26 protein-coding genes and 1 pseudogene are annotated in these 26,111 nt (G+C 55.7%); 21 read left to right on the forward strand and 6 right to left on the reverse strand.

Going from position 1 to position 26,111, the window contains the following annotated elements; all coding sequences use genetic code 11:
* Positions 1-40: 40 nt before the first annotated feature.
* The 9 genes from phbB to Y71_RS00230 all read left to right on the forward strand — a co-directional run bounded on the left by phbB (position 41) and on the right by Y71_RS00230 (position 9,039).
* On the forward strand, positions 41-781 hold the full coding sequence (gene phbB / locus Y71_RS00195) for an acetoacetyl-CoA reductase (protein ID WP_007369434.1): 741 nt from the start codon (positions 41-43) through the stop codon (positions 779-781).
* A gap of 81 nt (positions 782-862) precedes the next feature.
* Positions 863-1,753 (forward strand): phosphate acyltransferase, encoded by an 891-nt coding sequence (locus Y71_RS00200; protein ID WP_007369435.1) that lies wholly within the window; start codon positions 863-865, stop codon positions 1,751-1,753.
* Between the two features lie 2 nt (positions 1,754-1,755).
* Positions 1,756-2,826, forward strand: a complete 1,071-nt coding sequence (gene buk / locus Y71_RS00205; RefSeq protein ID WP_007369436.1) for a butyrate kinase — start codon at positions 1,756-1,758, stop codon at positions 2,824-2,826.
* Between the two features lie 12 nt (positions 2,827-2,838).
* The gene (locus Y71_RS29855; protein ID WP_007369437.1) at positions 2,839-3,039 is read left to right on the forward strand and encodes a hypothetical protein; all 201 of its coding nucleotides are present in this window, start codon (positions 2,839-2,841) and stop codon (positions 3,037-3,039) included.
* A gap of 393 nt (positions 3,040-3,432) precedes the next feature.
* Entirely contained in the window at positions 3,433-5,136 is a 1,704-nt protein-coding gene (locus Y71_RS00210; protein WP_007369438.1) for an ABC transporter substrate-binding protein, read from the forward strand.
* A gap of 45 nt (positions 5,137-5,181) precedes the next feature.
* Entirely contained in the window at positions 5,182-6,141 is a 960-nt protein-coding gene (locus tag Y71_RS00215) for an ABC transporter permease (RefSeq protein ID WP_007369439.1), read from the forward strand.
* Positions 6,141-7,088 (forward strand): oligopeptide ABC transporter permease, encoded by a 948-nt coding sequence (gene opp4C, locus Y71_RS00220; protein WP_007369440.1) that lies wholly within the window; start codon positions 6,141-6,143, stop codon positions 7,086-7,088. The genes Y71_RS00215 and opp4C overlap by 1 nt, the downstream gene beginning before the upstream one ends.
* The gene (locus tag Y71_RS00225) at positions 7,085-8,065 is read left to right on the forward strand and encodes an ABC transporter ATP-binding protein (protein ID WP_007369441.1); all 981 of its coding nucleotides are present in this window, start codon (positions 7,085-7,087) and stop codon (positions 8,063-8,065) included. Before opp4C ends, Y71_RS00225 begins: the two co-directional genes overlap by 4 nt.
* Positions 8,062-9,039: an ABC transporter ATP-binding protein gene (locus Y71_RS00230; RefSeq protein WP_007369442.1), complete on the forward strand. Its 978-nt coding sequence runs from the start codon at positions 8,062-8,064 to the stop codon at positions 9,037-9,039. Before Y71_RS00225 ends, Y71_RS00230 begins: the two co-directional genes overlap by 4 nt.
* Positions 9,040-9,068: 29 nt before the next feature.
* Here the strand turns inward: Y71_RS00230 and Y71_RS00235 are convergent, their stop codons facing one another.
* Positions 9,069-9,605, reverse strand: a complete 537-nt coding sequence (locus Y71_RS00235) for a carboxymuconolactone decarboxylase family protein (protein ID WP_007369443.1) — start codon at positions 9,603-9,605, stop codon at positions 9,069-9,071.
* 125 nt (positions 9,606-9,730) lie between these two features.
* On the opposite strand from Y71_RS00235, the gene Y71_RS00240 reads away from it, so the two are divergent.
* Positions 9,731-10,636 carry a helix-turn-helix domain-containing protein gene (locus tag Y71_RS00240; RefSeq protein ID WP_081120683.1) on the forward strand — a complete coding sequence of 302 codons (906 nt, stop codon included), beginning with the start codon at positions 9,731-9,733 and terminating at the stop codon, positions 10,634-10,636.
* 142 nt (positions 10,637-10,778) lie between these two features.
* Here the strand turns inward: Y71_RS00240 and nfsB are convergent, their stop codons facing one another.
* Positions 10,779-11,432 (reverse strand): oxygen-insensitive NAD(P)H nitroreductase, encoded by a 654-nt coding sequence (gene nfsB, locus Y71_RS00245; RefSeq protein ID WP_007369445.1) that lies wholly within the window; start codon positions 11,430-11,432, stop codon positions 10,779-10,781.
* Positions 11,433-11,621: 189 nt separating this feature from the next.
* Here nfsB and Y71_RS00250 point away from each other — a divergent pair, with 189 nt between their 5' ends.
* On the forward strand, positions 11,622-12,557 hold the full coding sequence (locus Y71_RS00250) for a LysR family transcriptional regulator (protein WP_007369447.1): 936 nt from the start codon (positions 11,622-11,624) through the stop codon (positions 12,555-12,557).
* Positions 12,558-12,636: 79 nt separating this feature from the next.
* Positions 12,637-13,590, forward strand: a complete 954-nt coding sequence (locus Y71_RS00255; protein WP_007369448.1) for an aldo/keto reductase — start codon at positions 12,637-12,639, stop codon at positions 13,588-13,590.
* Positions 13,591-13,639: 49 nt separating this feature from the next.
* Here the strand turns inward: Y71_RS00255 and Y71_RS00260 are convergent, their stop codons facing one another.
* Both Y71_RS00260 and Y71_RS00265 read right to left on the reverse strand, forming a co-directional pair.
* Positions 13,640-14,392, reverse strand: coding sequence for a molybdate ABC transporter permease subunit (locus Y71_RS00260; protein WP_035942317.1), 753 nt, complete (start codon positions 14,390-14,392; stop codon positions 13,640-13,642).
* A 17-nt stretch (positions 14,393-14,409) separates the two neighbouring features.
* Complete coding sequence (locus Y71_RS00265; RefSeq protein ID WP_145954160.1) at positions 14,410-15,327, reverse strand: extracellular solute-binding protein; 918 nt, start codon at positions 15,325-15,327, stop codon at positions 14,410-14,412.
* 347 nt (positions 15,328-15,674) lie between these two features.
* On the opposite strand from Y71_RS00265, the gene Y71_RS00275 reads away from it, so the two are divergent.
* The 7 genes from Y71_RS00275 to Y71_RS00305 all read left to right on the forward strand — a co-directional run bounded on the left by Y71_RS00275 (position 15,675) and on the right by Y71_RS00305 (position 22,902).
* On the forward strand, positions 15,675-16,556 hold the full coding sequence (locus Y71_RS00275; RefSeq protein ID WP_007369451.1) for a helix-turn-helix transcriptional regulator: 882 nt from the start codon (positions 15,675-15,677) through the stop codon (positions 16,554-16,556).
* Positions 16,557-16,636: 80 nt separating this feature from the next.
* Entirely contained in the window at positions 16,637-17,566 is a 930-nt protein-coding gene (locus tag Y71_RS00280) for an ATP-binding protein (protein WP_035942318.1), read from the forward strand.
* A 13-nt stretch (positions 17,567-17,579) separates the two neighbouring features.
* Positions 17,580-18,845 (forward strand): hypothetical protein, encoded by a 1,266-nt coding sequence (locus tag Y71_RS00285; RefSeq protein WP_007369453.1) that lies wholly within the window; start codon positions 17,580-17,582, stop codon positions 18,843-18,845.
* Complete coding sequence (locus tag Y71_RS00290; RefSeq protein WP_007369454.1) at positions 18,842-20,596, forward strand: coiled-coil domain-containing protein; 1,755 nt, start codon at positions 18,842-18,844, stop codon at positions 20,594-20,596. The genes Y71_RS00285 and Y71_RS00290 overlap by 4 nt, the downstream gene beginning before the upstream one ends.
* Before the next feature lie 8 nt (positions 20,597-20,604).
* Positions 20,605-21,291: an OmpA/MotB family protein gene (locus tag Y71_RS00295; RefSeq protein ID WP_007369455.1), complete on the forward strand. Its 687-nt coding sequence runs from the start codon at positions 20,605-20,607 to the stop codon at positions 21,289-21,291.
* Complete coding sequence (locus Y71_RS00300; protein WP_007369456.1) at positions 21,281-22,021, forward strand: YaaW family protein; 741 nt, start codon at positions 21,281-21,283, stop codon at positions 22,019-22,021. Before Y71_RS00295 ends, Y71_RS00300 begins: the two co-directional genes overlap by 11 nt.
* Positions 22,021-22,902: a hypothetical protein gene (locus Y71_RS00305; RefSeq protein WP_007369457.1), complete on the forward strand. Its 882-nt coding sequence runs from the start codon at positions 22,021-22,023 to the stop codon at positions 22,900-22,902. The genes Y71_RS00300 and Y71_RS00305 overlap by 1 nt, the downstream gene beginning before the upstream one ends.
* A 130-nt stretch (positions 22,903-23,032) precedes the next feature.
* On the opposite strand, the gene Y71_RS00310 is transcribed toward Y71_RS00305, so the two are convergent.
* Positions 23,033-23,428, reverse strand: coding sequence for a (R)-mandelonitrile lyase (locus tag Y71_RS00310; RefSeq protein WP_007369459.1), 396 nt, complete (start codon positions 23,426-23,428; stop codon positions 23,033-23,035).
* Between the two features lie 164 nt (positions 23,429-23,592).
* Positions 23,593-24,759: a multidrug effflux MFS transporter gene (locus tag Y71_RS00315; protein ID WP_007369460.1), complete on the reverse strand. Its 1,167-nt coding sequence runs from the start codon at positions 24,757-24,759 to the stop codon at positions 23,593-23,595.
* A 191-nt stretch (positions 24,760-24,950) separates the two neighbouring features.
* Between Y71_RS00315 and Y71_RS00320 the strand changes: the two are divergent.
* Together Y71_RS00320 and Y71_RS00325 are read left to right on the forward strand one after the other, a co-directional pair.
* A pseudogene (locus Y71_RS00320) lies at positions 24,951-25,174 on the forward strand (hypothetical protein); the annotation flags it as partial.
* A 19-nt stretch (positions 25,175-25,193) separates the two neighbouring features.
* Positions 25,194-26,081 carry a dihydrodipicolinate synthase family protein gene (locus Y71_RS00325; protein ID WP_007369462.1) on the forward strand — a complete coding sequence of 296 codons (888 nt, stop codon included), beginning with the start codon at positions 25,194-25,196 and terminating at the stop codon, positions 26,079-26,081.
* The last annotated feature ends 30 nt before the right edge of the window (positions 26,082-26,111 follow it).

The raw sequence follows: 26,111 nt of genomic DNA on the forward strand, positions 1-26,111 counted from the left end.
CGCGGCGATCCGGAATTTTATTTGATACAGGAAACAGGTCATGGAAGAAAAAATTGCACTGGTAACGGGCGGAATTCGGGGTATTGGTGAAAAAATTAGCCTGCGATTTCTTAAAGAAGGTTACCAGGTCGTTGCGTTTGATAATGATGCCAGTCGGCTGAACGACTGGGCGGAAACGCAAAAAGCAGCAGGCTTTGAAAAAATCGATACGGTTGTTTGTGATGTCAGTAATTATGAACAATGTCAGTCTGCCGTTGCCTCGGTATTGAATAAATACGGCCACATTGATGTGCTGGTCAATAATGCCGGTATTACCCGTGATGCAACATTCAAGAAAATGGATAAATCCCAGTGGGATGCAGTAATTCAGGTTAACCTGAATAGCATGTTTAATATGACCAAACCGGTGATTGACAATATGTTAGCCAATCAACGTGGTCGCATAATTAACATGTCATCCATTAACGGTCAGAAAGGGCAGTTTGGTCAGGCTAATTATTCTGCGGCTAAAGCAGGCGTTCACGGTTTTACCAAAGCGCTGGCGCAGGAAGTTGCGCGTAAAAACATTACCGTAAACACCATTTCTCCAGGATATATCAATACGGAAATGATGCAGGCGATTCCGGATGATGTGCTGGAAAGTATTAAAGCGCAAATTCCGGTTGGCCGTCTTGGTGAAGCCGATGAAATCGCAGAGCTTGTGTTATATCTCTGTGGTGATAAATCGGGTTATATCACCGGCTCTAATATTGCCATTAATGGCGGCCAGCATATGTGTTAACAGGTAAGTGATTGCCGAATTTCAGCAGGTATGATGGCTCATACCTGCTGAGCTTTTAGTGAGTATTCAGGATATTCCATTATGCTAAAGCAGCTAGATTCATTTTTAGAGTTAGCCAAAAGAAAAAGTCAGAAAACCATTGCAGTAGCTGCTGCGGAGGATGCTTTTGCACTCGATGCAATCAGGATGATCGTCGTGCAGGGGTTAGGTCGCGCTATTTTAGTCGGTTGCCGCGAAAAAATCGTCACCATTGCCGGGCGTCTGGATTTTGATATCAGAGAAGTTGAAGTCATTGATCTTCCCGATAAAACGCAAGCGTGTAATAAAGCTGTGGAGTTGGTGAAGTCAGGAAAGGCCGATATTTTAATGAAAGGCCTGGTCGACAGCCCTGTTTATCTGCGGGCAATCCTCAATAAGACCTTCGGGATTGCTGAATCCAGCCTGGTCACGCAGATGGCTTTTATTCAGAGTCCTTTTTATAGAAAATTATTCGCTATTACTGATGCCGGAATTAATATTTCCCCGACAAAACAGGATAAAAAAATCATGGTTACGCAGTCGGTGGATTTACTCCACCGGCTGGACATCAGTAATCCGAAGGTTGCCCTCATAGCTGCCGTGGAACATGCCACGCCTGCAATCCAGGCAACGATAGATGCAGCGGAATTAAGCGAAGAACATTTTGATAATTGCATCGTTGAAGGGCCGCTCTCTGTTGATCTGGCGTTTAGCCACGATTCCTGCCGGCATAAAGGGCTGGATACGCAGGTCGGCGGTGATGTTGATTTAATCGTGCTGCCCGATGTTAACAGCGCGAATGTCTTCTATAAGACCGTCATGCAGCTCGGCAGCGGTTCAAGCGCCAGCGTCCTGACCGGCACTTCGGCTCCCGTCGTATTTACTTCGCGTTCGGACACGGCCACCACGAAGTATTTTTCTATTGCCTGCGCGATAGCTCAGTGTAAGGACTAGTTATGTATATTCTGGTCATTAATCCTGGATCAACCTCAACCAAGCTGGCGATTTATAACAACAGAACGCAACTGGTTTGCCGGACATATAACCATAATGAAGCTGAGTTAGGTCCGTATTCAAATATCCTGGAACAAAAACAATTCCGCAAAGAAATTATTCTTGGCATGTTGCATGAACACGGTTTCAGAACCAAAGATATGGATCTGTTTGTCGGGCGCGGCGGGCTGGTCCGCTATCTTGAAAGTGGTGTTTACCGTATTAACGACGCCTATTTACATGATGCAAGCGTGGGTCTTAACGGTGAGCATGCTTCAAATCTCGGCGCTATTCTGGCCTGGGAACTGGCAAAAGACGCTGAGAAAGAGAATATGGCTTATACCGTTGATCCGGTGGTGGTGGATGAGTGTGATCCTGTTGCTAAAATCTCCGGCATGCCGGAAATATCGCGGGTCGGCGCTTTTCATGCCCTTAATCAGAAAGCGGTTGCTCATCGTTACGCCATTCAGGTGGAAAAACCTTATGCCAGCCTGAATTTAATTGTTGCGCACCTCGGCGGCGGTATCAGCGTCGGCGCTCATCGCGATGGCCGGATTGTTGATGTGAATTCCGCATTAGGCGGCGATGGACCGTTCTCGCCGGAACGCGTGGGTCGTCTCCCTTGCCTGGCTTTATTAAACCTCTGTTTTTCTGGTGAATATACCTATGATTCGCTGAAGAAAAAGCTCATTGGTGAAGGCGGTGTGTTTGGCTATTTAGGCACGAAAGACATTCGCGATGTTGAGCAGCTAATCAGCGATGGAAATCAAAAAGCGTTAGAGGTGCTTGAGGCGATGGCTTACCAGGTCGCAAAAGAGATCGCCTCATGCGCGGCTGTTCTCGCGGGCCGCGTCGATGCCATTATTCTCACCGGAGGCGTTGCCCGGAGCGGCAGAGTGATTAATGACATTCGTAAACGCATCGGCTTTATTACCCCTGAAATTATCGTTTACCCCGGCGAGGATGAATTATTTGCTCTGGTTGACGGAGCACTGTCGGCAATAGAAGGCCGAAGAGAATTACTGGAATATTAATAGGAGAATATTATGTTAGATAAAAGTAATACAACACTGACTCCTGACAGAACAACACTGGTCGAGTCAAATGGCTGTGTTTATCTTTCTTTCGCATTCAATGATAAGAAAGACAATATGTTAATTAAACTTGGTTTGTTTGAAGTTAATTATCTTGCCGATGAGTTTGATGAATTAAATCAAAGGATCCTTATTAGCTCTGAATATAATTAGCCAACACGCTAATCACAAAATTCTGTGCTACGGACGTTATTCCTCAGTAACGTAAATAAGCAGGCATGCAGCCACAGGCAAACAGGAAGCGCTTCTTTCTGTTTGCCTGTTTTTTCAGGCGCGCACTTTCATGGTGATAAAACGACCAGAGTTGTGGAAATCACGCCTTTACTACCGGGGATGGTTTTGACCGGGCTTTGCGGGTTCCTCAATTCGTCGGCACAATGCGGTTTGTAAGCTGCTTAGCAAACTTATGACATTGATTTGCCATAAATTTGCTAATGACAATTTGCTATAAGCCAGATTTTTTCGTTGTTAGACAGGGTGCGGTGCGGCTTTTATCGTTCGTCATGATTTGTAAATTCCACGCAATCATTTGATGAGGGAGCAATTTTGTCCAGCTTACTGAATAGCTTAAAAACAAAACCCACGCGCTTTACTCTGGCGCTGAAAATCGCGTTACTCAGCAGTGTGGTGGCTTTCTCTTCAGCCTCTTTCGCCGATGAACCCTTAAAAGAGGGTATTACGCCAGCCACTGATGCCAGCCAAATTCCGGCGGCGGCTAAGCTGCGTAAAGACACGGTGGTGGCAGGCATCTCTGAACCGCAGGGTATTTTTAACCCCTATTTCTTTGTTAACGGCTGGGACGAAAACGTCACCAACGTGATTTTCTCACGCCTGATCGACTGGGATAGCCACGGCAATCTGGTGCCTGGCCTGGCGGAAAGCTGGAGCGTCAGCCCGGACAACAAGGTCTACACCATTAAGCTGCGCCCGAACCTGACTTTCAGCGACGGTTCGCCGCTGACTGCCGAAGACGTGGCGTTTACCCTGACCGTGCTGTATGACCCGAAATATGATGGCGATACTGACATCACCCTCGCCAATATTGCGGGCGGCGCGGAGTATAAAGCCGGAAAAGCCGATAGCGTCAGCGGCCTGAAAGTGATCGACCCGCTGACCTTACAGGTCACCACCACGCAGCCAGGCGCGACTACGCTGGCGAAAATCGGCGGCCCGGTGCTGTCGAAAGCGTATTACGGTAAAGAGTATCAGCGCGGTAACCTCGATTATCTGCGCACGTTGCACGGTAAACCGCTGGGTAACGGGCCATATGTCTATGAAAAATACATTCCGGGCCAGGAGATTCGTTTCCACGCCAACACCCATTTCTACCGTGGCACACCGCCAACGCCGCGCTTTATCTATCGCGTAACCAACCCATCCACCAACTTCCAGTTGTTCCAGACCGGCGAAACCGATTACGACTCGTTCACTTCGCGCCCGGATGATATCGAACAACTGAAAATGCTGGGCTTCGCCAATATCAACCTGTTTGGCTCCAGCGACTACAGCAAAGTGGAGTTCAACGTGCGCCGCCCGGCGTTGCAGGACGTGAAAGTGCGCCAGGCGCTGATTTACGGCCTTGACCGCCAGAAGCTGATCGATGTGGTTTATCAGGGCTACGGCAAAGTGGCGATTGAACCTATTGCCCCGATTTCATGGGCGTATAACACCGACGGCGTGAACCCGTACAAATTCGACCCGGCACAGGCGAAGAAACTACTCGATGAAGCGGGCTGGAAACCGGGGCCGGATGGCATCCGCGTGAAAGACGGTAAACGTCTGGAGCTGACGCTGCTGGTGAGCAAGAAAGTGCTGAACGATGCGCTGATCCCCATTGCCAAAGAGAACTGGCAGCAGATTGGCGTGCTGCTGAAACCGCAGGTGGTGGATTTCAACGCCCTGATGGCGCAGCGTAAAGCGGGCAACTATGACCTGGCCTCTTTCAGCACCAGCACGCTCAACGATCCGCATGATGGCGTGTGGGATTACTACAGCACGGAAGCGAAAGAGTCCGGCTATAACAATCCGCAGGTTGATAAGCTGATCAACGAAGGTAATGCGGTGCTCGATGTGGAAAAACGCAAACCGATTTATCACCAGCTGTATAAAGTGCTGGCGGACGATCCACCGGCGATTCTGCTGGGTAACCGCGAGATTTTGTCGGCCAGCAGCGCCCGCGTCACCGGCTTTAAGCCGGATATTTACAACGGACTGACCGGTAGCCTGCCGGATGTGAAAATCGTCAAGTAACACCAACAACTGCCGGGGCTCCCCGGCAGTTGTCATGAGAAAGCTATGCGAAATTTTATCCTCAGGCGACTGCTGCAAACCCTGCCAATGCTGCTGCTCGCATCACTGATTATTTTTATGCTGTTCGCGAAAACGCCGGGCGACTTTATCGACGGTAACATTACCCTCACCGCCGCCCGCGCCGCCGAACTGAAAGCCATTTATGGCCTCGATCAACCGCTCTTCACCCGCTATCTGCACTGGCTCGGCCAGTTGCTGCGCGGCGATTTGGGGTTCTCGCTGCAATACCAAATCCCGGTGAGCCAGCTACTTAACCAGTACATCTGGAACTCGTTCCTGCTGGCAAGCGTTGCGCTGGTGTTTTACTGGGGCATCGGGCTGGCGGTGGGCATTGCCTCAGCGCTGAAACCCAATTCGCTGTTCGATCATCTGGTCAGCGTGGTGGTATTCGCCGCCATGTCATTCCCGACCTTTTTCCTCTGCCTGTTGCTGATTAAGTGGTTCGCGGTCGATCTGCACTGGTTGCCGGTGGGCGGCATGACCAACACCGGCAGCGACGATAGCGGCTGGGCGTGGGTGATGCAGGTTGCGGCGCATCTGGTGTTGCCGGTCATGGCGCTGGTGATGTTGCAGGCGGGCAGCCTGACGCGCTATTTCCGCGCCAGTATGCTGGACGTGGTGAAGATGGATTTTATCCGCACCGCGCGCGCCAAAGGTCTGCGCGAACGCACAGTGATCCTCAAACACGCGCTGCGCAATGCGCTACTGCCGATCATCACCCTGCTCGGTTTTGAGCTGCCAGGGTTGTTTTCCGGCGCGATCATCACCGAAAAGGTGTTTAACTGGCCGGGTGCGGGGCATATCCATATTGATTCGCTGGCCGCCCGAGATTATCCGGTGCTGATGGGGTTCACTCTGTTTCTGGCGGTATTAACCATTGTTGGCAACCTGATTGCCGATGTGCTGTACGCGTGGGCCGACCCGCGTATTCGCGTGAGGTCGTGATGTTCGGTTCCCTTTTCTCAACCAATCGCCGCCTGCGCAAGGCGGAAATTCCGGCGCTGGCGCAGGCCACGCCCTCTCCGTGGCGCCAGGCGTGGAAAGCGCTGCGCCACAATCATATCGCGATGCTGTGCCTGGTTCTGCTGGTGGTCATGACCATCTGGTGCGTGCTGGGGCCGGTGTGGTCGCCGTGGAAAGATGACGCCACCGACGCGCTGATGATCAACAAACCGCCTGGCGCAGAGCACTGGCTGGGCACCGATTTTCTTGGCCGCGACATCTATACCCGTCTGCTGCTTGCCGGGCGTATCTCGCTGATTATTGGCCTGCTGACCATGCTGCTTTCGGTGGCGCTGGGCTACCTGCTGGGCGCGATCTCCGGTTATGCCGGCGGCTGGACGGACAAACTGATTATGCGCCTCGCGGATCTGGTGATGACGATTCCCAGCCTGCCGCTGCTGATTGTCGCCGGAGCGATGTTGTCAGAGCTCGATTTCTCGTCCGATTCGCGCATCTATATGGTGGTGGTGATGCTCAGCCTGCTGGAGTGGCCGAAGCTGGCGCGACTGGTGCGCGGGCAAATCCTCTCGCTGCGCGAACGCGATTTTATGCTGGCGACCCAGGTATTGGGCCTCTCTTCGCGCCGCCGCCTGTTCGGCCATCTGTTGCCGAACACTATTCCCATTCTGGTGGTGATGGCGACGATGGCGGTGGCGAATGCCATCCTGATGGAATCTGCGCTCAGCTATCTCGGCCTTGGCGTCGTACCGCCAACGCCCTCATGGGGCAATATGATGGATGCGGCCAACAGCCTGATCGACTTTCAGCGTCGCCCGTGGCTATGGATGCCGCCGGGTATCGCCATTTTTCTGACCGTCATCGCCATTAACGTGCTGGGTGATGGCCTGCGCGATGCGCTGGATCCGAAAATGAAACGGAGCCTGAAATGAGCGAGCCGCTAATTACCTTTAATAACTTATCCATCTCCTTCGCCAGCGAGCAGGGGCGCGTGCGCGCTGTACAGGATGTCTCATTTGCCATTCAGGCCGGGCAAACTATTGGCGTGGTGGGTGAATCCGGCTGCGGCAAAAGCGTTACCGCCATGTCGCTGATGGGGCTGTTACCGCCGCAGGTTGCGCGTATCGACGGCGGAGAAATCCGCTTTCAGGGCACCGATCTGCTGCGCCTGAAGCCGTCAAAAATGGCCGATCTGCGTGGTAATCAGTTAGCGATGATCTTTCAGGAGCCGATGACGGCGCTCAACCCGGTGCTGACCATTGGCGAGCAGCTCTGTGAACCGCTGATTCGCCATCGTGGTGAAACGCCAAAAGCGGCCTGGGCGCATGCCACGCAATTGATCGCCGATGTCGGGCTGGCGCGGGCGGAGAGCCTGATGAGCAGCTATCCGCACCAGCTTTCCGGCGGTATGTTGCAGCGCATCATGATTGCCATGGCGCTAAGCTGCCAGCCGAAACTGCTGATTGCCGACGAGCCCACCACGGCGCTGGATGTCACCGTACAGGCGCAAATCCTGCGTTTACTGCGTGACCAGGCGCGGGCGCAGCAGATGGCGCTGATGCTGATCACCCATGATTTGGGCGTTATCGCGCAGATGGCGGAACACGTCGTGGTAATGTACGCCGGGCGCATCGTTGAGCACGGTCCGACCGCCGATGTGCTGCGCAACCCACTGCACCCTTATACCAAAGGGCTGATCGCGTCGCGCCCTGTTCCGGGCGAGCGCCGACGCCGCCTCTATTCCATTCCCGGCCAGGTGCCGGATCTGGCCGAGCTGCCGCCGTACTGCGCGTTCTTCGATCGCTGCGAACGTGCCACGGCGCAGTGCCGCGCGGGTATTCCGCCGCTGATCGGGCAAACGCGGCAAGCCGCATGTATTCACAGTGAGTTAGCGGAGCCGGTCGCATGAGCCAACAATATGTGATTGAAGTGGATGGTCTGAAAAAGCACTTCCCGCTGCGCGACGGGCTGTTTGGTCAGGAAACCGGACAGCTACGCGCCGTGGACGGCGTCAGTTTTAACATTCGACCCGGCACCATTTTTGGCCTGGTGGGCGAATCCGGCAGCGGTAAAACCACCGTCGGACGCACGCTGCTGGGGCTGTATGACAAAACGGCGGGTAGCGTGAAGTATCGCGGTCAGGAGTTGCAGGATCTGACGCCGAAACAGATGCGCGCGCTGCGCCCGAAAATCCAGCTGGTGTTTCAGGATCCTTACAGCTCGCTGAATCCGCGCATTCGCATTGGCGATGTGATTGGCGAAGCGATGCTGGAACACAAGCTGTGCAGCAAAGCGGAACTGCGCGATAAAGTGCTGGAGGTGATGAAAATCTGTGGCCTGGCCCCGCAGCATTACAATCGCTTTCCCCATGAGTTCTCCGGCGGCCAGCGCCAGCGTATCGGCATTGCCCGCGCGCTGATCCTCAACCCGGATTTTATTATTGCCGACGAACCCATCTCGGCGCTGGATGTCTCCATCCAGGCGCAAATCATTAATCTGTTCTCCGATTTGCGCGATGAGCATGGCGTCACCTTCCTGTTTATTTCTCACGATCTCGGTGTCGTGGAGCATTTGTGTGATGACGTGGCGGTGATGTATCTGGGGAAACTGGTGGAAACCGCTAGCCGCGATGCGTTGTTCAGCCAGCCGCTGCACCCTTACACCCAGGCGCTGCTGGCGGCGGTGCCAACGCTCGACCCGGAAAGCGAACCCGTGGCGGTGGTGCAGGGGGAAATCCCCGATCCGTCGCGCCCGCCTTCCGGCTGCCGCTTCTCTTCACGCTGCCCGCAGGCAACGGAACGCTGTCGTACTGAAATCCCGGAACTGCGTGAAGTGCGCCCCGGCCATCAGGTGGCGTGCCACTGGGTGGAGTCGTGGCAATAAAAAAGGGAGGCTTCCGCCTCCCGGATTGATCAATTCACTTTCGGAAAATCCACCACCGTATCATTGACGCGGTTAATCATATTGGTGAACAGAATCGCGCTGACGGCGCTGATGGTTTCCACCACCTGGCGATCGTCGAAACCGGCATTGCGAAAGGCGGCAACGGTATCGTCAGCCAGTGTGCCGCGCGTGGTGACCAGCGTTTGCACGAATTTCACCAGCGCATCAATGTGCGCATCCTGCGGGTATTCGCCGCGACGCAACTGCCGGGTCTGCTCTTCGCTGTAACCTGCACCTTTTGCTGCCAGTGTGTGGGCGGCCAGGCAATAATCACAGCCGCTTGCTTCGCTGACGGCAAGGTTAATGGCTTCACGCTCTTTGGCGCTCAGGCTGCTTTTCGTCAGCATGGCATTATGTTGCAGCGCCTGGCCCAGCGCCTCCGGCGAGTGGCTGCCGATAGTCAGATAAGCATTCGGCACTTTGCCCATTGCGCGTTTGATGGCAGTAAATAATTCTGCGGCTTTACCGGTGGCTTCTTCAGCCTGAATGTGGGTTAAACGGCTCATGATTTGCTCCTGTTCAGTGTTAAATGAGGGCCGCTGTGGCGGCGTTGGGCTTATGTTAGGCTGCGCGGACGGTGTAGAATGCGCCAAATCGTCTCTGTTTTTTGTCTTATCGTCTCAGGGGAAAGATGGATACTCTCAGCCAGATGCTCACCCTGCTTGCGCCGGTCTGTGCGGTGAATCTTCACTGCCGTTTCGCCGGGCGCTGGCAGGCCGATCACGTTCAACTTGCGCCCGGCGCGGTGCCCTGGCATGTGATCCTGAAAGGGGAAGCACGGCTGAATGTGGCGGGGAAAATCTATGATGTGCGCGCAGGAGATGTGCTGCTGCTGCCGCACGGCTCGCCGCATCTGTTGCAGGGGCTGATTGACTGGGGACACCTTGCGCCAGTGGCCAGCCAGTACAACGGCACGCTGACGGAGGTTGTGGCGGAAGGTGAAGGCAGCGCGGTGGAAGTGTTATGCGGCGAGTTCGATTTTGGCCCGCACAGCGGCTGGCTGTTTGCCCATGAAGTCGATGTTGTCCATTTGCATACCGACGGGCAGCAGGATTTTCCGGAGCTGCAAACCCTGCTGGCGATGCTGGTGCGTGAAAGCCTGAGTAACCAGCCCGGCGGGGCGAAGATGGTACAAAGCCTGGCGATGTCGTTTTTAACGATGCTGCTGCGCATTTTACTGGCTGCGCAGGAGCCGCCAGCCGGGCTGTTGCGGTTGATGAGCGATCCGCGCCTCGCGCCTGCGGTACTGGCGGTACTGGCCGAACCAGCGCAGCCGTGGACGCTGGAGACGCTGGCACAGCGTTGCTTTCTCTCCCGCGCAACTTTCGCCCGCCATTTTTCCCGCTGTTATCACCTGACGCCACAAAGTTGGCTGACGCAAATCCGCCTTGCGCAGGCCGCGCGTTTGTTGCACCAGCAGCGTGGTCTGACGGTCGATGTCATTGCAGAACGTTGCGGGTTTCTCTCCCTCTCTTCGTTTTCCCGTGCGTTTAAGCAACGTTACCAGCAAACACCTGCACAATACCGGCGAACATAGCTCACATATTCATGGCAGAAAAAGGTGAACAGGACGATGTGATGAAAATCATCATGGATGAACTGTTGGTGATTTCCGGGTTGTATTAAACCCGGTTTACGTTGCAGGCCCGGTAAGCGTCGCGCTACCGGGCATAGCGGGGTTAGATAAAGGTGAAGATTTCGTCGCGCGGCAGGCGGGATTTCGGCAGGGCGGCGTTGAAGTCTTTATCGCTGCGCACGCCGAGCGAGACCAGCACCACGCTGGTCAGCCCTTTTTCACGCAGGCCCAGCGACAGATCCAGCGCGCGCTGGTCAAAACCTTCCATTGGCGTGGCGTCAATGCCAAGCATTGCCGCGCCCAGCAGCAGGCCGCCTAACGCCAGGTACACCTGTTTCTCCATCCACTGCGGCAGATCGCGCAGTTCGTAGCGATGCATATCGACGTAAGAACGGCGGCTTTTATCCTGGCCCGCCTGCGCGCCTTCTGCGACAAAGCGGCCATCTTTCTGCTCCTGCGCGAGAACGTTTTGCAGGTGTTTGTCGTCAATATCACTGCGGATGCACAGCGCAATCACATGAGAGGCGTTCAGGACTTTCGGCTCGTTATAGGCAAAAGCGCCGGTGGTGGATTTAGCAATGGCTTCACGCCCTTGCGCCGTGGAGGCGACAACAAAGTGCCACGGCTGCGAGTTAACGGAGGAGGGGCTGTTTTGCAGCACGTTCAGCAGCGTTTCGATTTTATCCTGCGGCAGCGTCTGGCCGGGTTCGAATGCTTTTACGGTATGGCGGGCAACGACGGCATCATCAAGGGTCATTTTTTCTCTCCTGGTGAAAATATGAACAAATCAGGGACGGTACTGTTGATTGCAGCGAGCATAAACGCAAAACATAACCAGATAAATCGGTGTAAAAAGGCAGCACTTTCACTCGAGGAGTGAAAATAACATTTCCCGCCACAGGGTTTTCTGGCAAAACAGAAGGGTTTTTGCGCTACGGGAGCCACCATGATTCGCCTGGAAGATGTCACGCTGTTTGTTCGCTCGGCCATGCTGGGCAGTTTTTCCAATGCTGCGCGGGAAGCCGGATTACTGCCGGGCCAGGTCAGCGCCGCCGTCAACCGGCTAGAGCGCGATCTGGATAAGCGCCTGTTTGTGCGCTCAACGCGCAGCCTGCGTCTGACCGCGGAAGGAGAAAAATATCTGCCCTTCGCCCAGGAGATGCTGGAAGTGGTGCAGGCGGGCGCTGAAAGCTTGCACAGCGGCGATAACGAGATCCGTGGCGAATTGCGCGTTGCCGTTCCTTCGGACATTGGCCGCAATGTCTTGCTGCCGTTGATCACCCGTTTTTGCCAGCAGTACCCGAAAATTTCGCTGCGCCTGTCGCTTTCCGATCAGGTAAGCGATGTCTTTCGCGATCCGGTGGACATCGCCATTCGCTACGGCGTGCTGGATAACAGCAGCTATGTCGCGCTGCCGGTGGCCGAGGATAATCGACGGGTGCTGGCCGCTTCCCCTGATTATCTGGCACAACACGGTCGCCCCAAAACGCTGGATGAAGTGGTGAATCACCACTGTCTGTTATTCACCATGAACAACCAGGTGTATGACAAATGGAGCTTTCCGGAAAACGGCATGCGGCGTCAGCTTATTGTTAAAAGCCGTATGTTGTGTGATGACGCGGATATTGCCCGCCGCTGGGCGCTGGACGGAATGGGCATCGTCTATAAATCATGGATCGACATCAGCGCGGATGTGCTGGCAGGCCGGCTGGAGGTGTTGTTACCGCAACATGCTGGCGAAGCCGCGCCGCTGAATCTGGTGTGCCCGCACCGCAAACAGTTCAACCCGGCCATTCGCCACCTGCATAGCGTACTGCGCGAAAATCTGCGACCGATCACCGCGTTATTGCAGACGCATCCGGTGTTTAAACCGCACGGATGACCAAAAAACGCACGGCTCAGCAGGCCAGGATTAAAGTCTTTGCGTAAACAGATACGCTATTTCACGGAGGTATGAGCAAATGGCTTTACGTTCACTGGGTACAACTGGCTTGCAGATCCCCGCACTGGTTTTTGGCGGCAATGTTTTCGGCTGGACGGTAGATGAAAAGCAGAGCTTCAGCCTGCTGGACGCGCTTTTCGAACGCGGCTTTACCGCGATTGATACCGCGGATGTCTATTCGGCATGGGCACCGGGCAACAAAGGCGGCGAATCAGAAACCATTATCGGCAAATGGCTGGCGGCGCATCCGGGCGCGCGCGATAAAGTGACACTCTTTACCAAAGTGGGAGCCGATCTGCGCGAACCGGGTAAAAAAGGGCTTTCCGCCCGCTGGATAGCGCAGGCGGTTGAGGATTCACTGCGCCGTCTGCAAACCGACTATATCGATCTCTACTTTTCGCACTGGCCGGATAACGACACGCCGTATGAGGAAACCCTTGGCGCGTATGAGAAGCTGCTGAAAGCGGGGAAAATCCGCGCCGTCGGCGCGTCGAACCTCAATGCGGAGCAGCTGGCGGAATCGCTAAAAGTGGCGGATGCGAAAGGGTTGCCGCGCTACCAGGTGTTGCAACCGGAATACAACCTCTACGATCGTTCCGGTTTTGAAGGCGCGTTGCAGAACTTAACGGTGCGGGAGAATATCGGCGTGGTGACTTACTACAGTCTCGCTTCCGGTTTCCTCTCCGGGAAATACCGCAGCGAAAAAGATCTCAGCCAGAGCCAGCGCGGGCAGGGCATTGCCAAATACCTGAATCCACGCGGTTTCGCCATTATTGATGCGCTGGAAACCATTGCTGCAAAACATAACGTAAAACCGGCCGAAGTCGCGCTTGCCTGGCTGATTAACCAGCCGGGCGTCACCGCGCCGATCGCCAGCGCCACCAACGTTGCCCACGTTGAAAGCTTTGTCACTGCCGTAACGTTAAACCTCTCTGCTGATGAACTGGCAACCCTGACCAAAGCGGGTGACTGATCCTCAGAGGCCCGGCGATGGAAAGTGTGCCGGGCCGTGACCTCTTATCTCAAAGCTGATTCACCTGCGCCCGCCTACCCAGTGCCATACAGATCATCGGCAGCGGCAGCGTGACGATCAGCAGCAGCCACAGCAGGGTATAAACGGAATCGACGCCGTCGTTTTGCAGGTTGGTGTAGAGCTTGACCGGAATACCCTGCGGAAAGTAAGCGAAGATCATCACAATGCCGAACTCGCCAACCGCCCGCACCCAGGCCAGCGCAATAGCCGAGGCCAGCCCTGGCATCGCCATTGGCAGCGCCAGATAGCGAAAGCGCTGCCAGCCGCCCGCGCCAAGCGTCTGCCCGGCTTCAAGAATCGTTTTCGGTACGGTGCTGAAGGCGCTGCGCGCCACCACAATAAAGTAGGGAAGCGCGCCGTAAAGCTGTGCCAGCACAAAGGCGGCAGGATTGTTGACCAGCGTCATGCCGACCTGCGACAGCCACTGACCAAACAGGCCGTACGGCCCCCATGCGGAAACCAGCAGAATACCCATCGACAGCGGCGGCGTCAGCAGCGGAATCATTACCAGCAGCTCGGCGATCAGACGTTTGCGCCCGGTAGCTCGCGCCAGCCACCAGGCCACCGGCAGTCCGATCAGGATAATCAGGCACAGCGCCAGCAGCCCAAGGCCGAGCGACACGGCAATCGCATTGTCATCCCGCCAGGCAAGCCGGAAGTGGCCCCACGGCGTTTCATGCAGCAGGGTAACAAACGGAATGCACAACAGCAGCAATGCGGGAAGCGACAACCAGCCCGCCATACGCCCGGCCTGGCGCATCAGCGGTACAGCGCGTTGCCTTTCGGCGCGGCGTAACCATATTGATTCAAGATCTGCTGCCCCTGCGCGCTTTGCATAAATTCAACGAATTTCTTCGCCTGATCGGTGCCGTTTGGCGCGTTCTTCAGTACTGCCGCGTAAAACACCATCGGCTGCGTGTGCAGGGTTTGATCTTTGCCAGCGCTGTCTTTAATGGTGAAGCTGACAGTGTCATACCACTGTTTCGCCAGCGCCGGGTTACTCAGGTTGATCTCATCCGGCAGCGCAACATACGGCAGATGGGCGGAACGTACTTCGCTTTCGTAACCGGCTGCGGCATCAATCTGGCCGCTCTCGAGGCGCGCCAGCAGGCCGCCTTCCTGGTGAGTCTGTTCCGGGTTTTGCAGGTCGCCCAGCACTTTCTGCGCGATGCCCGGCTGGTGGTAATATTTTTCCGCCAGCAGAAGGGTAAAGACAATGTTCTGCCCTTTCGGATCGACATACGGATCGGTGCGGCCGAAGTGAATATCTTTCTGCGCCAGCAGCTTCAGCCAGCCGGCATCATGATGTTTACTGGAGTCGGCAAACTGCGCGGCATATTTCCCTTTCGGGCTGTACGCTATCACCATGCTGGTGCTGGCGACCGGGACGGCATCATCGATTAAGCCTGCATCTTTCAGGATCTGCATGGGGCCAGGGTTGATGGAGACAAACACGTCCGCCGTCAGTTTATGGCTCGCCAGCAAACGCGCCATCCCGTAAGCGCCCTGTCCCTGGCCCTGCCAGGCACCGTTTTCCGCTTTCGCAAACACCGGTCCCAGCCCCTGATCCATCACTTTGCCCATCGAACCGGCATAAGTGACGCGAATATCTTTTGCCAGAACGGGCGTAGCGCTCAACACTGCCAGCGCTATCACCGCTGCACACTTGCCTGTCATCGTTTTCATCATGCTTCTCGTTATATACCAAAGTAAATAACGATTATCTTTTCCGCACGGGGAATGAACAACGTAAGTGGCCGATTCGTTGATGTTTTGTTGAAGTTAGCGAAGCGGCAGGCGGCAATTACTGTACACTGACATCTCCTGTCAGCGAGGACGTTTATCTTTCCCTTAATAGAATCAGGGGATTGCATAGCACGCGGAAATTTCATTTTAGTTTTCCTGTTTTCTGCCGTTAATCCCTATGAACAAAAACAAGGTTTTACCTGAAACTTCGGGCCGTGGCGCGATGGTCAGGCTGTACTTTTAACGTCTTGTGAGACTTTATTCCGGAACCCGCAGCAATGAAGGAAAGTCACGACAGAAAACACGACCCGTTGATTGAGCGGCTGTGCGAAATTTTCGCTGCGCTCTATCAGGGCAAAACCATCGATAAGGCGTGGCTGTGCGATAAATTCGGCATAACGGAACGCACGGCTTACCGCGACCTTGCGCGGCTGGGACATATCCTCGATCAGGTTTCGCCAGGACGCTATAAACTCAGCGCCCACCTTCTTCCGACATTACACAGCGGTCATCTGGCGGAATTCGCTGACTTTACCGGCGTGGCGCATCTCTTTCCGCGCCAGGACGGACAATCGCTGCGTAACAGCATGAAACAGCGCAGCAATATCTCCTTTCACGCACCGAGCAGCCGGCAAAATCAGCAGCTCGAGCCGCTGCTTAACCAGTTAAATCAGGCCATTAGCCAGCGCACAGAAGTGGAATATCGCTACCGCGACAAAGCCCGGCGCGCGCAGCCTTACCGGCTGATTAACCAATACGGCTTGTGGTACCTGGCGGCCATAGAAAAAGGGCAGTTAAAGGCGTTCGAAGTGGCGCGTATTGAGCGGCTAACCAGCACCGACCAGCGCTTTGAGCTGCTCGCTGAGGTGGTCGCCGAGCTGGAAAATCATGTCGGTATTCGCTTTGGCTCGCGGGTGGAGACGGTACTGCGCGTATCGGCGCATGCCGCGGAGTATGTCACCCGCCGGGCGCTGTTCCCCGCGCAACGCATTATTGAACACCACGACGATGGCAGCCTGACGCTCTCTACGGCGATCAGCGATCCGCATACGCTTTTTCGCTGGCTGCGCTACTGGCTGCCGGACATCGGCATTCTTTCGCCCGCCTCGCTGCGCGAGCAATTTGAACAGGATTTACATACCCGTTTTCACGCCGTATAGCGGCCGCGACGTTATCAAGGACAGGGACTTATATGTTTGGTTCGCGTAAACCGAAACCGTTAACACAGAGAGGCGATAGTATGACATCCGGACGCATCAGCCCGCAGTTCTCCCGGCAACGGGAAAAAGCCGATGATGAGGATAAATCACTTTTCGCTCCAGCGATTGCGCCGCGTTTTACGCTGGAAAGCGATGTCGCCCTGGCGGCGGAAGTAATTGAACAATTGGATGAAGCGAAAGCCAAAATCGAGCACTACCAGCAGATCTACCTTGACTGGGGGTTCTCTGCCGTTGACCCGCAAGGAAAAGGTATTGTCCTTAATTTTTACGGCCCGCCAGGCACCGGAAAAACCCTGACCGCCGAGGCGCTGGCCGGTTCGCTGGCGCGCAATATCATGCTGGTGAGCATTACTGATCTGGAAAGCAAATTTATGGGCGAAACGGCGAAGAATATTGCTGCGCTTTTTCGCCAGGCCGAACGCGAAAATGCCGTGTTGTTCTTTGACGAAGCCGACACGCTGCTTGGTAAACGCCTCTCTTCTGTCACGCAGGGTATTGATAATGAGGTCAATGCCATGCGTTCCACCTTGCTTATCGAACTGGAAAAACACGCGGGTATCGTGATTTTCGCCACCAACTTTGTGAAAAATTACGATAGCGCCTTCCTGAGCCGCATCACCCATCATATCGGCTTTACCCTGCCCGGCGAGCCTGAGCGCCAGCGCATCTGGGCCAAACTGCTGGTGGCGACCATTCCTCTGGCGGACGACCGAGAAACCCTGATCGCGCAGGCGGTTGCCCTTTCCGATGGCCTTTCCGGGCGCGATATGCGCAATGCGATGCGGCTGGCATTGCCGAAAGCCGTTCGCAGCCCGCAACAACAACTGGCGCTGGCGCATATTGAAAGCGCGCTGACGCAGATCCGCGAAGCGTATCGCGCGATCGCCTCTTCTGCATCACACATACCTCCACACATTGACACAGCAAGAAAAATGCTCGGCGTGAGCTAAGGGATTAAAAATAATGGGTTGGTTAGATTCTGTATGCGATTTTGCTTCCTCTGTGGTTTCCTCGGTTGGCAGCTTTGTTTCGTCGGCGGTGAGCAAGGCGAAAGAGTACGTCAGTAGCGCCATTGGCTGGATGGCGGAAAAAGCGGAAGGTTTTGTCGGTAAAGTCAGCCAGATGTGGACGCGCATTAAACCGCACATCAGCAAAGGCCGCACCTTCCTGAAGATGGTAGGCGCGTACTTTACGCATCCCTGGGTCAAAACAGCGCTGGCATTGCTGGATAAAGGGCTGGCGTGGCTGGAGAAAGCCGATAAACACCCGCTGGTGCGTCGCGCGCAGAAAGCGATTCAATGGGTGATTGACTGGTGCAAAGGCGCGCGTCAGCAGCAGCTCGATAAAGCCGCGCTGGAAGAGGCTCGCCGCCATGCAGAAGCGCTGGCCGAAGCGGAACGTGAACTGCACGGTGAAGAGAAATCCGCCGTTTCCGCCATTGCGATGCTGAACAACTACATGATTGCCAAAGCGGAAGTGGACATCGCCCTTGAGCGCGACGATTTGCAGGACTTTGAATACTACCTGCGCCTGCGCGCGGTACAGAAACTGCTGGCGTTTTACGAAAGCCGTATGGAATCCGTTACCCGCGTGGAAGAGATTGATGATGACCTGCTGTTTATCATTTTCGCCGCTAACCGTCTGATTCAACAGGATGCGGAGTTCAGCGAAGAGCACACACTGCAACTGGATGCACTGACGACTCGTCAGTTCGGTAAGCCGATCATTCCGTTTATCTTCGAAGAGATGATCATCGCCTGGGAGAAAAGCCGTCAGTTACTGGAGGCGGACTGGGAACGCGATAGCAAGGTGCTCTCCCGCAGCCGCATGCTGCGCGATCGCCTGTTGCGCGCCCAGAACAATGAAACGCTGAGCGCGGAAGATATGGCTATGCTCAACGACTTGCAGATTTCCCTGCCGCGCGAAGAACAAGAATTGAATGCACTGGAAGATACCTTGCAGGCGCGTCGCTGTTACGTGAATGCGGCCGAAGGCTTCCTGCAAATGCTGGAAAAAGACGAACAGCAACTGATTGATGAAGGAAATGAATTTCTGCTGGAGCGCGGCGCGGAAGTGGGGCGTCTGCTGATTCAGTGTTCACAGGACAACCGCCCGTGGTCGGCGCTCTCGACGGAAGAACAGTATCTGATCAACGACTTTGCGCTCATCTTTGCCAACGATTGCGAGCAACGTACCGAAAAAGGGCTGATGGTTGAGGTGATGGCATGAACCTGCTGGCAGAGGTCGGCCATTTCCTGATTCCCGGTCTGGATGTGTTACAGCTTTTCTTCTTTTTGGTGATGGTAGCTGGCGTGGCGATGACTATTCGCAGCGTGAAACGTCGGGCGAAAGAGGCGAACTGGCAAACATTATGGGATGGTCAGACGCAGGGAAAAATGAATTCCGGGCTGGGTTCCGCCGCTGAACTTAGCCAGTCGGTGGCGACGAAAGCGGAGAAGATCGCCGCCATTATGCCGGGGATGCTGTTAATTGTCGGCCTGTTGGGCACGTTTCTTGGCCTTGGGCTGGCGCTGGATAAAGCCTCCGGCATTCTGCATAACACCGGCAACAGCATTGGCGCAATGGATAGCGCCATGGGCGATCTGATGAATATGATGCAGGGGCTGGGGGTGAAATTTAAAACCTCCACCTGGGGGATTATCGCCTTTATTGTCCTGAAGTGGTGGGAAACCCATAACGGCTATGAAGAGCGCCGCTTAAGCTGGTGCATGGCCCGGTTGCAGCAGGCGATTGATGAGAGCCGCGAAGCGGAAGAGGCCGCGCGCCGCGAGCAACTTCAACAACAGCAGCAGGCACAAATAACGGCGACTGACACGCTCGTTGCGGCATTCGCGCAGGAAACCCGAACGCTGCGCGATGCGTTTGTGCAGCAGGTAAAACAGGGCGAAGAAGCCGAAGCGCAGCGCCACGCGCAGCAACAGCAGGCGCAGATAACGGCCACCGAAAGTCTCGTCGCGGCGCTGACGCAGCAAACTCAGACATTACGCGATGAGTTTGTTCAGCAGGCGAAACGCGCCGAAGAGTACGAAACGCAGCGCCATACGCATCAACTGGCGACATTGACGGAAATTGCCGATATCAACGGGCAATCCCGCAGCCTGCTGGAGAGCTATACGCGCAGCAGCCAGCAGAACCTGGAGGCGCTGCAACAGGCGGCTGGCGCGATGAGTAACGCTTCGCAGAAAGTGGCGGATTCCGCGGAAAGCCTGCAAGGAGTTGTTTCCACGCTGGGCGAGGATTTAAGCAGCGTGATGAATGATATCCGCAGCGAGCTTTCTGCTGTGGTGACAGAGATGAACAGCGACTTTACCCGCAACGTACAGCAGATGAGCGAGATGCTGTCTGCTTCCACCCGCCAGCTAAGCGCCACCATGGAAACCATCGAACGCTCTCTCAAAGCGGCGATTGGCGAGATGGGCGATGCCTTCAGCAGCAATATGACGGAGATGGCCAGCCAGCTTACCTCGGCGACCTCCGTGATCAGCCTGTCGGTCGATACCATGTCGGCGCGTATTGATAGCACCATGACGGAGCTGAGCGAGAAAACCAATGAGGCGGCGAAAGTACAGAGCCGGGTGATGAACGACTTCTCCATCACCAGTGAAAACCTCAACATTGAAGTGCAGGAGATGACGCAATACATCAAGCGGGTCACCAAAGAGATCCAGACCAGCCTGATGGCCGTCTCCGTCAGCAACCAGCGGCTGGAGTCGCTGCCGAAGCGCTTTAATGACTCGCAAGCCGCGCTGGAAAACGCCTGTAAGGTCATCGTTACGCTGCATGAGAAGCTGGAAGACCTGTGTGACGTTACGACGAAACAGCTCGCCAGCCAGTTGCCATCGGCAGAAAAAGAGGCGCTTATTGCCGCGGTGATGGATATGCAGCGTAAGCTCGCGACATTGCTGACCGAAGCGCAACACTACAGGCTGAATCCGCTGCCTGAAAGCGCAGAGGCGTAAATCAGCCGATGAAAGATAAACCAAATGAGTGGGTCTCTATCTCGGATCTGATGGCGGGCGTGATGGCCGTGGTCATGCTGATGCTGGTGTTATCGGTGCTGCAAAATAAAGTGGCGGAAGTGAAGCGCGAGCAGGAGAAAAACAGCGGCCTGGCGGCAGCGCAGCAGAAGCTGAACACCCTGATGCACAGCATGCAAAAGGAGATGGCCGATCGTGGTGAAGAGATGCTGGTGGGGTTTGATATGGCCAGCGGCAAAATCACCCTGCGCGACAAAATCTTCGCCAAAGGCAGCGCCTGTATCACCGATCAGGCAAAAGATGCGCTGGCGCGCCTGGCCCCGCGGATTGCTGAGTTTGTTGGCAGCGCGGCGAATACCCAGGTGTTTGTGGAAGGGCATACCGACAACTTGCAGGTCAGCAATCCGGTCACCGATATTTCCCGTTTCTGTACCGTTTATGACGACAACTACACGCTCTCCGCCGCCCGTGCGCGGGAAGCGCGCAAGCTGCTGGTCACCTCGCTGGATGAACAACAATCGCGGCGCGTGATTGTCGCCGGTTTTGGCGATTCACAGCCGCTCAGCGGCATTTCGCCTGATGATGAGCGCAACCGCCGCGTTGAAGTGCAATTTCTCACCCATGCTGCCGCACGTCAGGACAGCACTACCACAGAGTCAATAACCGATGGCAAATAACTACAGGCAGGATACAGACCTGGAGCTTCTGCGCTATGCAGACCAGGAGATGCTGGGCGTACTGGTGAACTATTTAACCACCGACAAAGATGGTTCCACGCGCTACACCGAGTCATTAACCGGCGATGAGGCATTCAAGGCCGCAAACGGCGATTTTCGCCAGGTTTGGCAGCTTATTGGGGCTGAATTGCAGCATTTTGGCGGCGATTCTCTGATGAATTTCATTCGCCGCAACGGCGTGCCGTACAAAGAGATCCTGACCGATGTGTGTAAAAAAATCGGCGTGAAAACGGATTTCTCCGCCGACACGGTAGAAATCGAGAAAGCGATGCTGGCGAAATTGTTTGAGGATTCCTGGGAAAACATGAGTGAAGCCGAACGCGCCAGCGTGCGCGCGCAGTTGAAAATCAACGGCAATCTGGCGGGCGGCGCGGCGCTGTCCGCCATTATCGCGGCGATTCGCCTCGGCGGATTTATGTCTTACCAGGTGTCGTTGATTGTGGCCAATGCTGTCGCCAGAGCGCTGCTGGGACGCGGGCTGGCGCTGGCGGCCAATGCGGGACTGGTGCGGGCGATCGGTATTTTTGCCGGTCCAGTGGGGATGGCGATCTCCGCGCTGCTCACGCTACCGGCGCTGACCGGCCCGGCCTACCGCGTTACGTTGCCGGCGGTGGTACAAATTGCGGCGATGCGCCAGCAGCTTCTGAAACCTGAAGAGGACATTTTTTGATGGATACCATATTTACGTTTGACTGGCTTAAGGTCTATCCGGACGTACTGGAGGCGCTGCAAAACGGGAAAGCGGTGCTGCGCGACGGCGTGGCGTACTGGACGGAACTGGCGGAAAAATCAGGGATTGCGCAGCATATGCCGCTCAAACAGATCCCTTTTAACCCGGAATCCATCACCGAACTGAAACAGCTGGTACAGATGGCGCAAGCCACGCAACTGGCGGCGATCGGCCTTTCGACAGGCATTGTTGTCGGCGCAATTGTGGTGCAAACCCTGTATCTGGCGAAAAAAATCGACAAGCTACAGCAGAGCATTGACGTGATCTCCGCCGATATTCATGCGCAGAACGTCATCTTTTATATGGAAAAACTGTCGCGCTATTTTGGCGTGGTGGAATCGGCCCGCGTGCTGCTGCTGGATAAAGCGCTGGTGGAGGAGACCAAAGACGTAGCGGCAAGCCTGCTGGCGCAGTTGGCCTGCGAGCGTAATGAAGTGTTGTCGCTGATTGATAATCTGCTCTCGTTCGCCGATGAGCTGACCGATCGCCACCTTGAGCAGGTGCTGGATTTTATCACCCTGATGATGGATATCCTGCCGAAAGCGATCTACATCGAAAGTCAGCTTTGCGACCGCTACGGCAAATTCCGTCTGGCCGAACACCTGATGCGTGAGAATGCACAGCGCTACCGCGCCACGCTGGAAGAGTACCGCCAGTGGTGTAACCGTAAAGCGAAACAGGCGATCAGTGGTAAAGCGAACCCGGAAGCGCTGGCCTTCCATAACAAAAAAACGGAGCTTAGCGAGCTGTTTAACTCGCCGGATAACCCGCTGTTGCTGAGTGAGTTGCAGCGTTTTACGCCAGAATTGTTGCCACGTTAAACCGGCGCAGGCACGTCCTGCGCCACGGTTTTACAGCGCTTGTCGCGCCGGGCGGAAGAGAATTTCGTTGATATCCACATCGTCGGCGATCACCACCACGTTGTTTTCAACGCTATTCATGGCTTCTTCGTTAGCCGCGATATTGCTCGTCGGTAACCTGTTCAAGCCAGGTCACCGGGCTGCCATTTAACGACTCGGCGATGGCGATATGTGTCATCGCTGTATCCGCTGTCGCGCCGTGCCAGTGTTTAACATCCTCCGGGATCCAGACGATATCGCCCTGGTTCATCTCCTGAATGGCTTCGCCTTCGCACTGGATCCAGCCTTTACCGTGGGTGACGATCAACGTCTGGCCGAGCGGATGGGTATGCCACGCGGTGCGCGCGCCCGGTTCAAACGTCACCGTTGCGCCGCCCACACGGGCAGGTTCTTCGGCCTTAAACGGCGCGTCGATACGAACATGGCCAGTGAAATATTCCTTTGGGCCTTGCGCAGAAGGAACGGAAGCATTGCGGATGATCTTCATGGTCTTCTCCAGTGTGGGTCTTATCGTTAAGTTTACTCACCGGGCGGAAAATCGGTGGAGGCTGGCGTGACCGCTGCCCCGCACGTTTTCCGGGAACAGCGATCATAGCCCTGCCGATTACCTGCGACTATTGGGAGAAATCGGCATGAGCTTATGAGCCAGGGTCATGAATGGCGGCGCAGTACCATCGCCGCGCTGGCGAGCGTGAAGAGCGCCATGATCCACACCATTGTCCATGGCGTGCCGTCGCGAAACCACGTCAGCAGCAGTGATGAAATGATGCCGCTGCCGTACTGCAAGGAACCCATTAACGCGGCGGCTGACCCGGCAATGGCAGGCACCGCATCAAGCGCCGCAGCAGTAGAAGTCGCGGCGATGATGCCGTTCATTGAGAAGAACAGGAAGACACAGACAACGACCGCAGCAATGCCACCCAGTTGCAGCTTCACCACCAGCGCCAGCGCAACGGCTGCAACAGCGGCACCGGCTACGGCGATTTTCAGCAGTCTTTCCAGCGGATGGCGCTGCACCAGCCGCCGGTTCACCATACTCATCCCCATCAGCCCCACAATATTGATGGCGAACAGCCAGCCGTAATATTGCGGATCGATACCGTAATAGCGGATATAGACAAACGGCGACCCGGTAATAAACGCATACGCGGAAACGTAGAAAAAGGTCAGGCACAGCGTAAAACGCATAAAGGTACGATTGCGCAACAGCGAGAAATAGTTGGTAAATGCGCCCGCCAGCGAGGTGTTGACCCGTTTTTCCGGCGGCAGGGTTTCCGGCAGCGCATAGAGAGAGAAGAACATCAGCCCGCCAATCACCGCCAGCAGCCAGAAAATGGCGTGCCAACTGGTGATCTTAATGATTTGCCCACCCGTCAGCGGCCCGATAATCGGGGCGATAGCCATAATGATGGTCAGCGTCGAGAGCATCTGCGCGGCGCGGGTGCGGGCGAACAGATCGCGGATCATCGCCCGCGCCAGCATCGGCCCGGTACAGGCGCCAAAGGCCTGAAACACGCGCCAGAAGACAATTTGCTGAATGTCCGTCGACAGGGCGCAGCCAGCGGAACCGATAATAAACAGCAGCATACCGATAAACAGCGGTCGACGGCGGCCAATGGCGTCGCTGATCGGTCCCCATACCAGTTGTGCCAGCGCGAAGCCGATTAAAAAACCGGTAATGGTTAGTTCGATATCCCCTTGCAGCTCGCTGGCCATCAGCGGCATGGCGGGCAGATAGATATCTGTCGACAGAGAAGTAAAGGCCATCAGCGCGCTGAGGATCGCGAGGAACAGCGGCCCGTGTATCTTGTTGCTCATAGGATCCTGATTCAGTAACGAGGAGGGTGCCGACAAAGGCGGAACGTTATCTTAATCAGAGCGACACAAATGATGATGTCATTAAATCATAATGACGTTATGAGGGAGATTCATGAATGGCGCTCGCTGGCCGTCATGGTAAAGATCACCGGCTGCGCGCTGTCGTTGGCATAGTGGTGCGGGATATCCGTTTGCGCCACGGCGTGGTACCGGCCATTGACCCGGTGGTGGATCTCTACAACGCTATCAGCCTGCGCTACGCTGTTCCGGTTGGCGACGAAAACTAAGGTTCATCCTCAAGAGCCTGCCGGAAATGCCGCAGGCTGCATTATGTGAGGCAGGCGACGAACCGATCGCCGGATTGCAACGTATGATGCCAGGCTGTTGCTGTGAGAAAACAGCGCTGGGTTTCTGACTCTGAAGGGGGGTAAAGCATGGATTTCACTGGACTGAGCGCATTTCCGCTGACGCCGCTGGTTGATGAGCGGCTGGATGAAGCGGCATACGTTCGGCTGATCGAAAAACTTCGCGTGGCCGGGGTGGATTCGATTGGGGCGTTAGGATCGACGGGTTGCTATCCCTATTTCAGCCGTAATGAACGCGCTGCTGCGTTGCGTCTGGCGACGGAACACTCCGGCGCGGTGCCGGTGATCGCCGGGATTGGCGCACTGCGTACCCGCGATGTGCTGTGGCTGGCGGAAGATGCGCAAAAAGCGGGCGTTAGCGCGGTGTTGCTGGCGCCGGTTTCCTATCACGCGTTAACCGAAGATGAAGTGTTCGGCCTGTACGCGGCGGTGACACGCGAATTGTCGGTGCCGCTCTGCGTTTACGATAATCCCCGTGCGACGCATTTCACCTTCAGCGATGCGCTGCTTGCCCGCATCGCCCAGTTACCCAATGTCGGCTCGATCAAAATTCCTCCCATTGCCGCGCTGGAGCGGATTGCGGCGCTGCGGGCGCACATTCCGGCACATATTACGCTCGGCATCAGCGGCGATGCCATCGCAGTTGATGGTCTGAGCGTTGGCTGCGGGATCTGGTATTCGGTGCTCGGCGGACTCTTCCCGCAAGCGGCGCTGGCCATCTCCCGCGCGGCGCAGGCCGGTGACATGGCGCAGGCACGGGCGCATTCCGACGCGCTGGCACCGCTGTGGGATCTGTTCAACCGCTATGGCGGCAGCCTGCGCGTGATCGCAACTGCCGCCGAATTACTGGGCGTGGTGACGGCGCCGTGTCTGCCGCCGCCATTACAGACGCTGCAAGGCGACGCGCGCCGTGAAGTGGCTGGGGTGATCGAAAGGCTGCGTCTGGCTGTGGGGTGATTGTCGCCCCGGCATTGACGTTCCTGCCGG

Origin of the sequence: Kosakonia radicincitans DSM 16656 (assembly GCF_000280495.2) — a bacterium.
In the GTDB taxonomy this organism is placed as follows: domain Bacteria; phylum Pseudomonadota; class Gammaproteobacteria; order Enterobacterales; family Enterobacteriaceae; genus Kosakonia; species Kosakonia radicincitans.

Coding starts and splice junctions, on each gene's coding strand:
- Y71_RS00235 (WP_007369443.1), bottom strand. CDS start 9,605: ATGAGCCGTTTAACCCACATTCAGGCTGAAGAAGCCACCGGTAAAGCC.
- Y71_RS00285 (WP_007369453.1), top strand. CDS start 17,580: ATGGGTTGGTTAGATTCTGTATGCGATTTTGCTTCCTCTGTGGTTTCC.
- phbB (WP_007369434.1), top strand. CDS start 41: ATGGAAGAAAAAATTGCACTGGTAACGGGCGGAATTCGGGGTATTGGT.
- Y71_RS00240 (WP_081120683.1), top strand. CDS start 9,731: ATGGATACTCTCAGCCAGATGCTCACCCTGCTTGCGCCGGTCTGTGCG.
- Y71_RS00290 (WP_007369454.1), top strand. CDS start 18,842: ATGAACCTGCTGGCAGAGGTCGGCCATTTCCTGATTCCCGGTCTGGAT.
- Y71_RS00225 (WP_007369441.1), top strand. CDS start 7,085: ATGAGCGAGCCGCTAATTACCTTTAATAACTTATCCATCTCCTTCGCC.
- Y71_RS00295 (WP_007369455.1), top strand. CDS start 20,605: ATGAAAGATAAACCAAATGAGTGGGTCTCTATCTCGGATCTGATGGCG.
- Y71_RS00310 (WP_007369459.1), bottom strand. CDS start 23,428: ATGAAGATCATCCGCAATGCTTCCGTTCCTTCTGCGCAAGGCCCAAAG.
- Y71_RS00275 (WP_007369451.1), top strand. CDS start 15,675: ATGAAGGAAAGTCACGACAGAAAACACGACCCGTTGATTGAGCGGCTG.
- Y71_RS00305 (WP_007369457.1), top strand. CDS start 22,021: ATGGATACCATATTTACGTTTGACTGGCTTAAGGTCTATCCGGACGTA.
- Y71_RS00215 (WP_007369439.1), top strand. CDS start 5,182: ATGCGAAATTTTATCCTCAGGCGACTGCTGCAAACCCTGCCAATGCTG.
- Y71_RS29855 (WP_007369437.1), top strand. CDS start 2,839: ATGTTAGATAAAAGTAATACAACACTGACTCCTGACAGAACAACACTG.
- opp4C (WP_007369440.1), top strand. CDS start 6,141: ATGTTCGGTTCCCTTTTCTCAACCAATCGCCGCCTGCGCAAGGCGGAA.
- nfsB (WP_007369445.1), bottom strand. CDS start 11,432: ATGACCCTTGATGATGCCGTCGTTGCCCGCCATACCGTAAAAGCATTC.
- Y71_RS00280 (WP_035942318.1), top strand. CDS start 16,637: ATGACATCCGGACGCATCAGCCCGCAGTTCTCCCGGCAACGGGAAAAA.
- Y71_RS00325 (WP_007369462.1), top strand. CDS start 25,194: ATGGATTTCACTGGACTGAGCGCATTTCCGCTGACGCCGCTGGTTGAT.
- buk (WP_007369436.1), top strand. CDS start 1,756: ATGTATATTCTGGTCATTAATCCTGGATCAACCTCAACCAAGCTGGCG.
- Y71_RS00260 (WP_035942317.1), bottom strand. CDS start 14,392: ATGGCGGGCTGGTTGTCGCTTCCCGCATTGCTGCTGTTGTGCATTCCG.
- Y71_RS00200 (WP_007369435.1), top strand. CDS start 863: ATGCTAAAGCAGCTAGATTCATTTTTAGAGTTAGCCAAAAGAAAAAGT.
- Y71_RS00230 (WP_007369442.1), top strand. CDS start 8,062: ATGAGCCAACAATATGTGATTGAAGTGGATGGTCTGAAAAAGCACTTC.
- Y71_RS00250 (WP_007369447.1), top strand. CDS start 11,622: ATGATTCGCCTGGAAGATGTCACGCTGTTTGTTCGCTCGGCCATGCTG.
- Y71_RS00255 (WP_007369448.1), top strand. CDS start 12,637: ATGGCTTTACGTTCACTGGGTACAACTGGCTTGCAGATCCCCGCACTG.
- Y71_RS00265 (WP_145954160.1), bottom strand. CDS start 15,327: ATGACAGGCAAGTGTGCAGCGGTGATAGCGCTGGCAGTGTTGAGCGCT.
- Y71_RS00315 (WP_007369460.1), bottom strand. CDS start 24,759: ATGAGCAACAAGATACACGGGCCGCTGTTCCTCGCGATCCTCAGCGCG.
- Y71_RS00300 (WP_007369456.1), top strand. CDS start 21,281: ATGGCAAATAACTACAGGCAGGATACAGACCTGGAGCTTCTGCGCTAT.